This window comes from Streptomyces hawaiiensis, assembly GCF_004803895.1.
Classification (GTDB): domain Bacteria; phylum Actinomycetota; class Actinomycetes; order Streptomycetales; family Streptomycetaceae; genus Streptomyces; species Streptomyces hawaiiensis.
The window spans coordinates 484,537-497,948 of record NZ_CP021978.1 but is presented as its reverse complement, the minus strand read 5'-3'; the positions used below and the strand labels follow the sequence as shown (position 1 = coordinate 497,948).

At 73.2% G+C, this 13,412-nt stretch carries 14 protein-coding genes; 4 read left to right on the top strand and 10 right to left on the bottom strand.

Annotated elements, in window-relative coordinates:
• Window positions 1–44 precede the first annotated feature (44 nt).
• Window positions 45–1,538 carry a helix-turn-helix domain-containing protein gene (locus CEB94_RS02360; RefSeq protein WP_175430559.1) on the top strand — a complete coding sequence of 498 codons (1,494 nt, stop codon included), beginning with the start codon at window positions 45–47 and terminating at the stop codon, window positions 1,536–1,538.
• 231 nt (window positions 1,539–1,769) lie between these two features.
• Here the strand turns inward: CEB94_RS02360 and CEB94_RS02355 are convergent, their stop codons facing one another.
• The 6 genes from CEB94_RS02355 to CEB94_RS02330 are packed head-to-tail and all read right to left on the bottom strand — an operon-like array spanning window position 1,770 to window position 7,262.
• On the bottom strand, window positions 1,770–2,996 hold the full coding sequence (locus CEB94_RS02355; protein ID WP_175430558.1) for a cytochrome P450 family protein: 1,227 nt from the start codon (window positions 2,994–2,996) through the stop codon (window positions 1,770–1,772).
• On the bottom strand, window positions 2,993–4,231 hold the full coding sequence (locus CEB94_RS02350; RefSeq protein ID WP_175430557.1) for a cytochrome P450: 1,239 nt from the start codon (window positions 4,229–4,231) through the stop codon (window positions 2,993–2,995). The genes CEB94_RS02355 and CEB94_RS02350 overlap by 4 nt, the downstream gene beginning before the upstream one ends.
• Window positions 4,228–4,854: a GTP-binding protein gene (locus CEB94_RS02345; protein ID WP_175430556.1), complete on the bottom strand. Its 627-nt coding sequence runs from the start codon at window positions 4,852–4,854 to the stop codon at window positions 4,228–4,230. Before CEB94_RS02345 ends, CEB94_RS02350 begins: the two co-directional genes overlap by 4 nt.
• A complete protein-coding gene (locus CEB94_RS02340; protein WP_175430555.1) occupies window positions 4,826–5,188 on the bottom strand; it encodes a DUF742 domain-containing protein in 363 nt (120 codons plus the stop codon). The genes CEB94_RS02345 and CEB94_RS02340 overlap by 29 nt, the downstream gene beginning before the upstream one ends.
• Window positions 5,185–5,607 carry a roadblock/LC7 domain-containing protein gene (locus CEB94_RS02335; RefSeq protein WP_142166142.1) on the bottom strand — a complete coding sequence of 141 codons (423 nt, stop codon included), beginning with the start codon at window positions 5,605–5,607 and terminating at the stop codon, window positions 5,185–5,187. The genes CEB94_RS02340 and CEB94_RS02335 overlap by 4 nt, the downstream gene beginning before the upstream one ends.
• The gene (locus CEB94_RS02330; protein ID WP_175430554.1) at window positions 5,604–7,262 is read right to left on the bottom strand and encodes a sensor histidine kinase; all 1,659 of its coding nucleotides are present in this window, start codon (window positions 7,260–7,262) and stop codon (window positions 5,604–5,606) included. The genes CEB94_RS02335 and CEB94_RS02330 overlap by 4 nt, the downstream gene beginning before the upstream one ends.
• Window positions 7,263–7,593: 331 nt before the next feature.
• Here CEB94_RS02330 and CEB94_RS02325 point away from each other — a divergent pair, with 331 nt between their 5' ends.
• Window positions 7,594–7,830 (top strand): hypothetical protein, encoded by a 237-nt coding sequence (locus CEB94_RS02325; protein WP_175430553.1) that lies wholly within the window; start codon window positions 7,594–7,596, stop codon window positions 7,828–7,830.
• A 56-nt stretch (window positions 7,831–7,886) separates the two neighbouring features.
• On the opposite strand, the gene CEB94_RS02320 is transcribed toward CEB94_RS02325, so the two are convergent.
• A complete protein-coding gene (locus CEB94_RS02320; protein WP_175430552.1) occupies window positions 7,887–8,501 on the bottom strand; it encodes a hypothetical protein in 615 nt (204 codons plus the stop codon).
• Window positions 8,502–9,100: 599 nt separating this feature from the next.
• Between CEB94_RS02320 and CEB94_RS02315 the strand changes: the two genes are divergently transcribed.
• Window positions 9,101–10,759, top strand: a complete 1,659-nt coding sequence (locus tag CEB94_RS02315) for a catalase (RefSeq protein WP_175430551.1) — start codon at window positions 9,101–9,103, stop codon at window positions 10,757–10,759.
• 4 nt (window positions 10,760–10,763) lie between these two features.
• Here CEB94_RS02315 and CEB94_RS02310 read toward each other — a convergent pair whose 3' ends face one another.
• A complete protein-coding gene (locus CEB94_RS02310) occupies window positions 10,764–11,618 on the bottom strand; it encodes a fructosamine kinase family protein (protein WP_175430550.1) in 855 nt (284 codons plus the stop codon).
• 204 nt (window positions 11,619–11,822) lie between these two features.
• Between CEB94_RS02310 and CEB94_RS02305 the strand changes: the two genes are divergently transcribed.
• Window positions 11,823–12,146: a hypothetical protein gene (locus tag CEB94_RS02305; protein ID WP_175430549.1), complete on the top strand. Its 324-nt coding sequence runs from the start codon at window positions 11,823–11,825 to the stop codon at window positions 12,144–12,146.
• Window positions 12,147–12,161: 15 nt separating this feature from the next.
• On the opposite strand, the gene CEB94_RS02300 is transcribed toward CEB94_RS02305, so the two are convergent.
• Together CEB94_RS02300 and CEB94_RS02295 are read right to left on the bottom strand one after the other, a co-directional pair.
• The gene (locus tag CEB94_RS02300; protein ID WP_175430548.1) at window positions 12,162–12,695 is read right to left on the bottom strand and encodes a hypothetical protein; all 534 of its coding nucleotides are present in this window, start codon (window positions 12,693–12,695) and stop codon (window positions 12,162–12,164) included.
• Window positions 12,692–13,384: a hypothetical protein gene (locus CEB94_RS02295; protein ID WP_425472416.1), complete on the bottom strand. Its 693-nt coding sequence runs from the start codon at window positions 13,382–13,384 to the stop codon at window positions 12,692–12,694. Before CEB94_RS02295 ends, CEB94_RS02300 begins: the two co-directional genes overlap by 4 nt.
• Window positions 13,385–13,412: the final 28 nt, after the last annotated feature.

Here is a 13,412-nt window from a genome sequence, read left to right as displayed (position 1 = left end):
ACCGGTGTGCCGGAGGCGGCACGAGGAGCGAGGGGAAGACCGAGGTGGCTGGCCGAGAGGACGGGAACCGGCAGCGGGAGACGCGGGCCGGCACGGATCCGGCGTGGGCGGAGGAACTGCTCGAGCACCTGCGCCCGGCCGGGCGCGATGTCCGCAGAGTCGTCGCCTGGCTCTCGGGCACCGTGGGCGCGACCGTGGCCCTGCAGGACGCCGCCGGGAACCTCGTCGCCGGAGACCGGCTCCCCCTGGACGAGGACCTGGTCGCGGACATCACCGCCGGCCGGATCGCCTCCGCGGCCTGGGAGAGCCGGGAGCGCCACCTGCGTCTGGTCAGGGTGGAGCACCCGTCCCACGCGTGCGTGCTGGCCGTCTCCCGGCAGGCCCCCTTCGACCGGCGGGCCTCCGACGTCGTCACGCACACCGCCCAGGTGCTCGAGCTGCTGCTGACGGCGGGCGAATCGACCGCGGCCGGGCACCGGCTGCGCCGGGCCACCGCCGACCTGCGCCTGGCGATCCTGCAACTGCTCATGGTCGAGGACACCGTCGCCGCCCGCCGCGTCGCCGCCGGACTGTGGCCCGGCCTGCTCGACGCCGAGACGGCGTGCGTGTACGTCGTCGAGTCCGACCCCGCCGTCCGCGACCGCGTCGCCGAGGAGTGCCTGGACAGGACCCGGGAGGACGCCCTGGTGGTGCGCTGCCCGGCCATGGACGGGCACGTGATCGTCGTCAGCCCCCGCGACACCACGGGCGACGCCCTGCGGTCCCTGGTCGGACGGCACCCGGATCTCTTCCTCGGCGGCAGCGTCCGGCAGAGCCTCGCCCGGACCGCCACCGCCTACGGGCAGGCCGTCAGCGCCCTCGCCGTCGCGCACTTCCGCCCCGACAAGACGGCCGTCTACGCCGAGCGCACCCACCCCGAACGCCTCATGGACCCGGTGGCGCTGCGCGGCTGGACGTCCCGGGTGCTGCGCCCGCTCGACACCCTGGCGCACCACACCCGCGCCGAACTCCTCGCCACCAGCCGTCTGGGCCTGGAGTTCACCGCCGTCAACGCCGCCAAGGTCCTCGGCGTCAGCCGCAACACCGTCCGCGCCCGCATGGAACGCGTCGAGACCCTGCTCGGCACCGACTTCGCCGATCTCACCGTCCGGGCGGTCGTCCACCTGGCGCTCAACACCCAGATCGGCCTGTCCGACGCCCGCGTCGCCGACGGCACCGGCGACCCCGGGCTACGGCTCGCCGACCTGCTGTCCGGGCCCGCCGTACGCACCTGGGCGCAGGACCTGCTGGGGCGGCTGGACGCCGACGCGCGCAACCCGCGCCGGACGCTGCGCACCTGGATCGCCGCCGGCGGCAACGCCGAACGGGCCGCGCAGGCCCTGGGCGTGCACGCCCAGACCGTGCGCGAACACGTCCGCAGCGCCGAACCCGTCCTGGAACGTCAGCTCCTCGCAGCGGGCACCGACCTGTACGAGGTCGTGCTGGCGCACCTGGCCGTGGGCGACCTCGATCTGCCGGATCTCCAGCGCCCGGCGTGAGCCGGTTTGCCTCCGGGGCAACCGGTCGGCCTGGTCCGGGCGGGACGAAACCGGGCCATCCGGACACGGCTGTGCACGGGTGAGCCCTGCCGGGCGTGCAGCGGGCATCGACACGGTTCACAAGGCCTCGGCCATGGACGTAAGTTCAACTAACCGCGGGGGCACGACCGGAACGGGGGACCGGTCGCGCTCCCGCGCGCTGCCCCGCACGGCGGCGTGTCTTCGGTGGCGTCAGCCCCGCAGCCGCACCGGGATCTCCTGCCAGCCGAACGCGATGAACGACGGCACCTGCCGCAGACCCTCGTCGCCTTCGGCCAGACGCAGGCCGGGGAACCGGTCGAACAGCGCAGGCAGCGCGGTCAGGGCCTCCAGCCGGGCCAGCGGCGCCCCGATGCAACGGTGGACGCCGATCCCGAACGCCAGATGGTCCTCGGCGCCGCGCGCGGCATCGAACCGGTCGGCGTCCGGCCCGTAGTGCTCGGGATCGAGCCCCGCGGCGGCGTACGTCGTGATGATGGCGTCGCCGGCCGGGACGGTCACCTCGCCGACGGTGAGGTCGGTGACGGCGAACCGCAGCGGCAGCGACGCGATCGACGGGTGCGCGCGCAGCGTCTCGTCGACGACCGCGTCCCAGCCGATCTCCCCGGACCGCACGGCCGCCAGCTGCTCGGGGCGGCGCAGCAGGGCGACCACCGCGTTGCCTATCAGGTTCACGGTCGTCTCGAAACCGGCGCCGATGACCAGCAGCAGCGTGTACAGCAGCTCCTCGTCGCTCAGCCGGTCACCGTCCTCGTCGCGGACCCGGATCAGCTCGGTCGTCATGTCGTCCCCGGGGTGCGCGGCCCGGTACGCGATCAGCGCGGGCAGCACCGTCCCGATCTGCCGCTGCACGGACGCGGCGTGCTCCGGGCTCGGGTCGGAGGTGTCCATGATGGCCGCGATGAGCCGGCCGGTGTCCTGCGCCAACGCGTCCGGCACGCCCATCAGTTCGCAGATCATCCGCATCGGCAGCGGATGGGCGAGCCCCTCCTTGACGTCCACGACCTCGCCGTCGGCGGCCTCCAGCGCGGCCAGCAGCTCCGCCGTGATCGCCTCCACCCGGGGCCGCATCGCCTCGGTGCGCCGGTGCGTGAAGCTGGGCGCGACCAGCTTGCGCAGCCGGGTGTGGTCCGGGCCGTAGGTGGAGAGCATGTTGACCACGCCGACCCAGCCCAGGATCCAGCCCCAGGACGGGTGTTCGCCGATCTCGGGCCACAGCCGCCAGTGCAGCCGCGGGTCCTTGCTGACCCGGGGGTCGAGGATGAGCTCCTTCAGCGTGTCGTAGCGCGTGGGCGCCCAGGCGGGGAGGCCGCCGGGCAGCTCCACGGGCACGATCGGGCCGAGGGCGCGCAGCCGGGCGCTCTCGGCGGCGATGTCGGCGCCGAACGGGTCGAGAGCGATGCGGTCGGTCACGGTCACGGTCGTCCTCCTGGCTGGTCGGGGGAGCGGGGGCTGAATCGGACGGGCAACGCCGTCAGCGAGCGGTGGAACGGGCCGGGCCGCCAGGTGAGGCGCTCACGGGGCAGCACGGGTTCGAGGTCGGGCAGCCACTGGGTGAGCCGTTCGATCGCCTCCGTGGCGATGAGCAGGGTGTGCTGCTTGACCGGACAGGCGTGCGGGCCCGCCGACCAGGACAGGTGCGAGGCGTCGGACGGGTGGCGGTCCGCGCCGCGCTCCCGCTCGGCGGCCTGGGCGAGCGCCCCGTAGGAGATCACCACCGGCACCGCGGCCCTGATCCACACCCCGTGGAAGGTGACCGGCGTACGGGCGTAGTGGATGCCGTAGTTGGCGAGGGGCGTCTCGTGGTGCAGGACCTCCAGCACCGCGTCCGTCACGGGGCGGGCGCCGCTGGTCAGCGTCGAGTAGTAGGCCGGGTTGCCGAGGATCCGGGACAGCGCGTTGGACACCAGGTTGGCCGTCGGCTCGTGCCCCGCGCCGAGGGTGAGAAACACCTGCCAGGTGACCTCCTCGGGGGTCAGCCCCGCCGGGTGGTCCAGCAGCCAGCTCGGCAGGTCGTCGCCGCGCCGCTCGGTCTTGGCGGCGATCAGCTCCAGCACGTACCCGCCGAACTCGGCCTCGCCCTGCGCGGCCTGGGCGCCGCCTTCGATCAGTTTGCCCAGCGCGGCGTTCAGCCGGTCGCTCGCGCTGTCCGGCAGCCCGAACAGGCTGTTGAACACCAGCGCCATCAGCGGCCGGGTGAACTCGCCCACCAGGTCCGCCTCACCGCGTGGCCCGATCCGGCTCACCAGCAGATGCACCGCCCGGTGCACCCGGGCCCGCAGATCGTGCGGCTCCACCAGGTCGAAGGCGTCGATCAGCGCGGTGCGGTAGCGCAGGTGGGCGCCGCCGTCGGCGAACAGGGTGTTGGGCCGCCAGCGCATCATGCCCAGCACCGGCGAGTCGTCGGGGACGGTCGCCTCCCACGGCCGGGGATCGTGCGAGAACGTCTGCGTGTCGTGCAGCAGGTCCAGCGCCGCCCGCCGGCCGGTGACGACGTATGCCGGGACGCCCGGGGCGAGTTCGGCCCAGCCGACCGGGCCGTGGGCACGCAGGGCGGCGTAGTAGGAGTGGGGGTCGCGGGCGAAGCCGTCCTCCCACAGGCGGACGGGCACCGCGAGGGAGAAGGCCTGCTCGGCGGGGGACGGGTGGGTCACCGGGGCTCCGGGGGGTGGTGGTCGATCAGGTGCTGCACCAGCGCGAGCAGGGCGTCGACCGAGGAGTTCGCCTCCCGCGCGTCGCAGGTCACCATCGGGGTCGCGGGCTCCAGGTCCAGGGCCGCGCGCAACTGCTCGGGCGTGTGGTGGCGGGGCGTGTCGGGGAAGGTGTTGAAGGCGACCGCGTACGGCAGTCCCGCCTCCTCCACCAGCTCCAGCACGTCGAACGAGGCGTCGATCCGGCGGGCGTCGACCAGGACGAGCGCGCCGAGCGCCCCGTAGGCGATGTCGTCCCACAGTGCCCGGAACCGCTCCTGGCCGGGCGTGCCGAACAGATACAGCACGATGCCGCCCGGCAGGCTGATCCGGCCGAAGTCGATGGCGACCGTGGTGGTCGACTTGTCCCGGACGCCGGCGAGATCGTCGACCTGGGCGGACGCCTCGGAGAGCTGCTCCTCCGTGTGCAGCGGGCGGATCTCGGACACCGAGCGGATCAGGGTGGTCTTGCCCACCCCGAACGGCCCGGTGATCAGGATCTTCACCAAGTCCTGGGCGGTGTCGGGGAGATGGATGTCCCTATCCCCGGGATCGGCGTCAACGGTGCTTGAGGTCGCGGAGGCCATCGGCCACTCTCTTCAGCAGGTCGGGGTCGAAGCGCCGGGCGGGCGGGATCGGCGCACGGGCCAGTACCAGGTCGCGGTCGAGGAGGTCGGCGGCCAGCACGAGCACCGCGGAGACGGGCAGTCGCAGCAGGGCCGCCGCCTCCACCACCGTCAGCGACCCGTGCTCCAGCTCCTCCAGCAGTGCCGCCTGGGCGGCGGGCAGTTCCGCGGGGACCGGCTCACCGCTGCCGGTGAGGACCGACAGCCGCTCCAGATGCGCACGGCTGGGCCGCGCCACCCCGCCGGTCGACAGGTACGCGGGAACCAGGGGACGGCCGCCTCGGCGGCCGGTCATGCCGGCGTGTCGCCGTCGGCACCTCGGGGCCCGGCGGCCATCGCCTTCTCGCCCAGCCGCGCGACCTGCGAGTGCACCCGGTGGGCGAGCAGGTCCAGTCGCACCTCGGGATCGCCGTACGCGGCGACGCAGGTGCCGTGGTCCGTCGGCACGATGAGCACATAGCCGTGGTCCGACTCGATGACGACCTGCCGGATGTCGGCCCGGTCGGTGTCGGCGAACGCCGCCGCCGCGGTACGGCAGGCGCCCTGCACGGTGCTGGTGATGGCCGCGACCCGCTCGGCCGACGGCCGCGACAGCGCGTCGGTGTAGCCGGTGACGAGTCCGTCCCGGGTGAGCAGGACGGCGGCCACGACGTGCGGCACCTCCAGGACCGGTTCGAGCACCCATGCCGTGTCCCCCGCTGCGCGGCTGGTCATCGAGCCGTTCCCCCTTCGTGGTCGTTGCTGTCGGCGTCCTCGGACGCCGCGTCGGCCGTGGTCGCGGCCGGGGCACCCTCAGGTACGGCTGGGACGGCGCCGGCGTTCGATGCGGCGGCCCTGCGCGCTGCCGCGGTGCCGGACTGGAGGGCACCGAGGGCCGCCGCGGACTCCTCGGGGCGGCGCGGGCGGCGTTGTGGCGCGGGTTCGGCCGCGGCGGGGCCGGTCGAGGTCGTGGCGCGTCCGCGGCGACGCCGCTGCGGGAGGCCGCCGCTCTCCCGCGGGCCGTGGTGGCCGGGGGCCGGGGCGTCGGCGTCCTGCTCCTTGCCATAACCGTGATCGTGGCTCGCGGTTGCGGGAAGCGGCTCGGGCCTCCGGGGTCCGACAGCAGGCCCGGAGCCGTCGGACGCGCCGACAGGGGCGGACTCCGGTTCGTGCGGCGGGGCGGCCGGGGCGGATTCGGGTTCGTGCGGCGGGGCGGCCGGAACGGGCCGGGGCGCGGGGTGCGGGCCGGACGGGCCAGTGCCCGAACCCTGGGACGCGCCGGAACCGCTGACCGCGACCGCGTCCCGCACCGTCGCCCTGCGGGTCGATCGCGGGGCGCCGGCCGCCGGAGGCAGTTCCTCGGGGTCGATCCGCGTCAGCAGATGACTGCCGACCCGCAGCACCGCCCGCACCCCGCCGTACGGCGACGGCGAGGACAGGTCCACGCTCAGATCAAACTGCCTGGTCAGCTGGCCGACGGCCGCGAGCCCCATGCGCGGCGGGTCGCCCAGCTCGGTCAGCAGGATCGGATCCGAACCGGCGACCATCCGCTGGGCCCGGGCCCGCTCGTCCTGCGTCATGCCCAGACCGGCGTCGTCCACGGTGACGCAGACACCGTGGTGGACCGCCTCGAGGTTGACCACGACGTCCGTGTCGGGCGCGGAGTGCCGCAGCGCGTTGTCCAGGAGCTCGGCGACGATGATGGCGACCGGCTCGACGGCGTGGGACACCAGGGCCGTACCGGCCTCCAGGTGGTTGCTGACCCGGACGCGCCGGTAGCCCGCGAGCCGGGCCTGACCGCCCGTCACCGCGTCCACGAGGTGGGACTCCTCCCGGGCGAGCCCCACCCAGGCCCCGCACACCACCGCGGCGATCTGCGCGCGCCGCAGCGACTGCTCGTTCTCGTGGTCCAGCTCGAACAGGGTCTGCGCCAGCTCGGGGTCGTCGTAGCGCTGTTGCAGTGCGCGCAGGGCGTCCTGCAGCCGGTACAGCGCCGCCTGGATCTCCCGGGTGGCCCCGCGCATCCCGGCCTGCGCGGCCGCGTCGATCCGGGTGCGCTGTGCGGCCAGCTCGGCGTGCAGCCCCTTCAGTACCTGTTCCAGGGCGGCGCCCAGCGGCGAACCGGCCAGCTGCGGGTTGAGCGGGCCGGGCACGGTGACATGGGAATGTGCGGCCTGCCGGGCCGCGGCGGGCACCCGCCGCGCCGCCAGATGCTCGACCTCGGAAGTGAACGCCCGGGAGGTGCCGTCCAGTTGCGCCCGCAGTGCGGCCGTCTTCGCACGCTGCGCGGCCAGTTGCCGCCGCGAGCGCAGCAGCCCGCCGCCGAGGGCGAACGCGGACAGTGTGCCGAGGGCCAGGGCGCCTACGGCCAGGTCCGGTACTTCGATCATCGCGTCGATTCCAGGAGGGAGTCGGGCAGGGCTGGGTCCGAGGTGCTCTGGCGAGCCACCCGCAGCACAGTACACACCGTCATCGACCGGTCTCGCACGGTGGAGCGTCACTTCGTTCCGAAAGTGATCGGTGTCTGTGGGCTTCCGGGGTAACTGTCTGGATTGCCGTACAGGAGGCGGGAGTTGGTGGTGCGTACGGGTCTGACCGGCCGGTGTCCGCGACGGTGACACGGCAGTCACCCGACGTGACCGACACGGGCTGTGTGCCCGACCGGAGGGCGGGTACCCGTCCGGCGCCTGAAGAGGTCCGCTCCGCGAGAAGGAGGCCCGCATGAGCAGTGGATCGGAGACCGGCGGTACGACCGGTACGCAGGACAAGGACTACAACCTCATCTGGTATGTCGAGGCGTGCCTGAACAATGCCCTGCGTCTGGAGAGCTACATCCAGGACGCGGAGCGCGCCAAGGACACCGAGGTCGCGGATCTGTTCCGCAAGGCCCAGGCGGACAGCCGCAAGGGTGCCGAACTGGGCAAGGGGCTGCTGCGCGCACGCCTCGACGGAGGCTGAGGCCCACCGGCCCCTCGAAGGCCCGGACCCCGTCGGGGTCCGGGCCCTTTGCCGTGTCAGAGCCGGAAGACCTCGCCGATCCGCTCGGTGAGTTCGTCCTCCGTCATCGTGCCGTCCACGGTGACGGCGGGCAGCCCCAGGCGCGCGGTCTCCTCGTGCAGCCGGTCCGTGAACAGGGCGTCCCGTACGGCGATGTTGTGGTTCGCCCGCCTCGGATCACCGGTGCGCCGCGTGAAACTCCCCTGCGGTGCGGCACGGCTCCTGAACGCCACCCGGCGGAACTCCGGCGTGGGAAGCAACCAGACCGCGTGGCCGGGCTCGGTGAGCAGCGGCTTCACCAGGTGCGGCAGCAGCCGGAATCCCTCGACGACGACCGGCGTCTCCCGCGACATGCGCGCGAGATCCTCGACGATCAGGCCGAAGGCCTCGCCCCGGAACCAGTGGAACGTCTCGAGCATGGTCTCGGGGGACCGGTGCACCCACCGCTCGTCCATGTCCATGGCCATGAACTCGTGCAGGAAGGGCGCCTCCTCGGCGGTGGTCCGGCGCGCGTGCTCGGCCATCACGTCGTCGGTCGCGTACAGACGCCAGCCGTGCCGGCCGGCGAGCCGACGGGCGATCGTGGACTTGCCCGCGCCGCTCCCGCCGCCGATCCAGTAGACGTGCCGCATGCCTCTCCTGCCTGTGGCCACCGCTGATCGTCAGTGGCGGATGCCACGATGCGGCCAGCTCACCATGCCATCCCCACGCGAGGAGGACGTGATCGTGCGCAGGCCGGTCGAGGGAGAGGTCCATGTGCACTACGGGCAGATCTACGTCGAGAGCGATCCGGACGGCTTCGGGCCGGGTCTGGCCGAGGCGTTCGCCGGGCAGAGCGCGGGGCTGTGCGGGGCTGTGCGGGGCGGCGACACCGGGCGCCCTGTGGCTGAGCACCGGCCTGCACACCGGCGACGTCGGCTTCACGGTAGAGGTGCACGAGCCAGGCCCCGCCACTGGGCCCGGTATGGGAGGACGTGGTGGAGGTGTCCTTCCGCCCGGTCTCGGCGGACAGCGCGCTCGTGCAGTGGGCGGGGGAGGCGTCCTGTGTGACGGACGTAACGGCGGTGCCTCCCCGGCCCGGGGGACGGCACCGCCGTCCGATGAGCTCACGTGGCACGTGAGTGACCCCGCCCCTCCGGGTACCCGGCCCGTCCCGCCAGGACCGGCCGGGCGGCCGCTCGCGGTGCCGACCCGGCCGGCCGCCGGCCACGAGCCGAAGGAGCCCACGCACATGACGGACGTATCCGGTACCGGCCCCGCTCCGGGCGACGACCGCAAGGTACTCACCAACCGCCAGGGCCATCCGGTCTACGACAACCAGAACCAGCGCACGGTCGGTGCCCGCGGCCCCGCCACGCTGGAGAACTACCAGTTCCTGGAGAAGATCAGCCACTTCGACCGGGAACGCATCCCCGAGCGCGTCGTGCACGCCCGCGGCGTCACCGCCTACGGCCACTTCGAGGCCTACGGCACCTGGGGTGACGAGCCGATCAGCCGCTACACGAGGGCCAAACTGTTCCAGGAGCGCGGCAAGCGCACGGACGTGGCCCTGCGCTTCTCCACGGTGATCGGCGGCCGCGACTCCTCCGAGGCCGCCCGCGACCCGCGTGGTTTCGCCGTGAAGTTCTACACCGAGGACGGCAACTGGGACCTGGTCGGCAACAACCTGGGCGTCTTCTTCATCCGTGACGCCATCAAGTTCCCGGACGTCATCCACGCCCTCAAGCCGGACCCGGTGACCTTCGAGCAGCAGCCGGGCCGCATCTTCGACTTCATGTCGCAGACGCCCGAGGCCATGCACATGCTGGTCAACCTGTTCAGCCCGCGCGGCATCCCCGCCGACTACCGCCATATGCAGGGCTTCGGCGTCAACACCTACAAGTGGGTGAACGCCGACGGCGAGACCAAGCTGGTCAAGTACCACTGGATGCCCAAGCAGGGCGTGCGCAGCATGACCGAGGAGGACGCGGCCAACGTCCAGGCCGACACCCTCGGCCACGCCACCAAGGACCTGTACGAGGCCGTCGCCCGCGGCGACCACCCGGAATGGGAGCTGCTCGTCCAGATGATGGACGACCACGACCACCCGGAGCTCGACTTCGACCCGCTCGACGACACCAAGACCTGGCCCGAGCAGGACTTCCCGCCGAAGCCGGTGGGCCGGATGGTGCTCGACCGGATGCCGAAGGACTTCTTCGCCGAGAACGAGCAGATCTCCTTCGGCACCGGCGTCCTCGTCGACGGCCTGGACTTCTCCGACGACAAGATGCTCGTCGGCAGGACCTTTTCCTACAGCGACACCCAGCGCCACCGGGTCGGGCCCAACTACCTGCAGCTCCCCGTCAACCAGGCCAAGAACGCGGACGTGCACACCAACCAGCGCGACGGCCAGATGGCCTACCACGTGGACGGCGGCGGCGAGAACCCGCAGGTCAACTACGAGCCGTCCATCACGGGCGGCCTGCGCGAGGCCCAGTACCCGACCCACGACGAGCAGGGCCCCGAAATCCACGGCCGGGTGACCCGCAAGCGCATCCCGCGCACCAACGACTACCTCCAGGCCGGTCAGCGCTACCTGCTGCTGGAGGGCTGGGAACGCGACGACCTGGTGAAGAACTTCATCGGTCAACTGGCCCAGTGCGACCGGGCGATCCAGGAGCGCATGGTCTGGCACTCCCTGCTGGTCGAGAACGACCTCGGCCTGCGGGTCGGCGAGGGCCTGGGCATCGGCCCGGAGGACGTGGCCGCTCTGGAGCCGCTGGCGAGCCAGGACCTCACGGACGACGACCGCGAACGCCTGGCCAACCTCGGCAAGAACAAGCCGCGTGACGTCGAGGGCCTCACGATGACCCACTGCGTCCCCGACGAACGGCATGTCGTGACCCGCTGACGGGTCACCCCGCCAGGGCCGAACGGGCCACCGCGAGGGCCTGTTCCGCGTAGCCCCGGCCGAACAGCACGGCGTGCACCAGCAGCGGAAACAGCTGGTGCACGCCGACGCGTCCCGCCCAGCCGACCGCGAGCGGCGCCACCTCCTGGTAGCCGTCCAGCACCCGCTCCAGCTGGGGACAGCCGAACAGGCGCAGCATCGCCAGGTCCGTCTCCCGGTGCGCGCCGTGCGCGGCCGGGTCGATCAGCCGCACATGCCCGTCGGCCCCCCACAGCACGTTGCCGCTCCACAGATCGCCGTGCAGCCGCGCGGGCGGCTCGGCCGGCCCCGCCAGTCCCGGCAGCCGCGCGCACAGACGCTCCACGACGGCCGCCTCACCGGCCCGGACGGTGCCCTGGTCGACCGCCCGCCGCAGATAGGGCAGCACGCGCTGCTCGGCGTACCAACGCGGCCAGTCGGTGCCCTGCTCGTTGCGCATCGGCGCCTGCCCGATGTACGCGTCCACGGGCCCGTCCGGCGGCGGCGCCCCGAACGCGGGTGCCCCGGCGGTGTGCAGCGCGGCAAGGTCCCGGCCGAACCGCACGGCCGCCTCCCGGCCCGGCCGTCCCTGCGGAACCCGGTCGATGACCAGCCAGCCCTCCTCGTGCCCGTGCACCACCGGCACCCGCACGCTCCCGGCAGCGGCCAGCCATCGCAACCCCGCCGCCTCGGCCCGCGCCGCTCCCGGCTCCGTGGACCGCTTGACGACGACGATCCGCCCGTCGTCGAGAGTGACTTCGGCGAGGGCCCTCGACAGCGGCCTCTCACCGCTGACCGCCCGCCCGGTGAGCCGGGCCACGACATCCGAACGGACGGTCATGGGACTCCCTCTCGACGCCGCTCTCGATCGCCCCTCAGCGTACTGACGGGCGACGCACCGGGCCCGGACTCTCGTCCGTCCGACGTCGTGCCCGGCTCCGGCGGCCGCCCCGGTTGCGGACCTGCGCCGCGCGCCGTCACGCGGGACGGTGAAATCGGGGCGTCGGCCGACAGAACCGGCCACCGCCGGGGGAGCAGTCGGGTCATGACGAGTTCACCGTTCCAGCGCACCATCGCCCTGCCCGCCCCCGTGTGCGAACAGGCCGCTCAGCACCTGGAGCAGGCCGCGCACCGGGCCATCGACGGAGTCGCGATCCCCCTGAAGGCGTTCCGCACGGCCGCCGACAACGACTTCATCCTGCCTGTCTCGGTCGTCGAGCAGGCGGCGGGCTGCCTGCTGGTCCTCGCCACCGAGATCGCCCAGACCGTCCGCCCGTCCGCCCTGCGGGCCACCATCAGTGTCGCGCTGCGGCTGCGCGACGCCGTGCAACTGGCCCATCAGCCCGCCCTCAGCAGCAGGTTCTGGTGAGCCGGGCCCGGTCTCTCAGGCTTGGCGGAAGGCGACCTCGACCTGCTTGTGGCGCAGCGCCTCCAACGTGGCGTGCTGCCGCCGGGCCCGTTCGATGAGCTCGTCGAGCTGCCGTCGGTCGAGACGTTCGTCGGCGGCGGCCAGATCGCGGAGCGTCTCCCACCCCGCCAGCTTGCCCTCCACCCCGAGCGCCAGCGCCTCCAGCTCCCACAGCGTGCTCAGCGGGGAGCGCCGTACGAGGCTGCCGTTGCTCTTCAGCCGCCCCACCTGCTCCGCCGCCCGGCCCGCGTAGACCTTGTAGCGGCGTACCGGGACGTCCAGGCGTCGCATGAAGTGGAGCAGGCTCGTCCGGTCGTCGGCGATCTCGGCGGCGACCGGGGCCAGCGCGTCGGCGAGCGGCGAGCCACCGCATGAGCGCAGCAGGTAGCGCACGCGCGCCGTCCCGGCGGTGGCACCGGCGAGATGGTCGTTGAGGTAGATGCCCAGCAGGGACATGTCGGTGGCCGGGGCACGCTGGGCGTCCGGCGAATCCGCTCGCTGTTCCGTCATGACGCAACTCCTGTCGTACTCCGGCCCTGCTCCACGGACACCGTCGTGGTGACCCGTACGAGGCAGGGATGGCGGGGTGTCGAGCCGGCACCGAAGCGCACCGGGGGCTCGACCGGGGCGAGAGCGCCGAGGTTCTCGCCCTTACGGGTGACGGTGGCCGAGGCGACCGGGTGCAGATCCCGGGCGCCGTACCACTGGTGCCGTCCGGTCCGGACGCTGCCGTGGGTACGTGCTCCCAGCAGCAGCCGGGCGGGCCGGTCCCACAGCGCGATCCAGCCCGGGCGGGTGGCGAGCCGGCCCGGAACCGCCCGCAGCGCGAGGCCCGGCAGGTTCCGGCGGCCGGTGCTGAAGCGCAGGTGGAGCGGCGGGGCCGTGACGAACCAGTGCCGGCGGTCGGTGATCCGTACCTCCACCGATACGACCCGTACCTCGTCGAAGACGTAGGTGCCGGCGACGAAGTCCGCCGTCTCGTCCGTGGGTGCCAGCAGCAGCCGGTGTCCGTCGGCCCCCTCGACCATCACGTCGCTGAACGGCCCCCACGGCGACCGCGGCCAGTGCCCGAGCACCACACGGACGCCGGAGGCGGTGCCGATCCCCGCGATCCAGCCGTCGAAGCGCAGCGAGCGGACCGGCGACCGGGCACCTGCACGCCGGGCCGGACCAGCGGATTCGGGTCCGTGGGGGAACACGCGGGCCGGGTGCCCGGCCCCTGTGCGG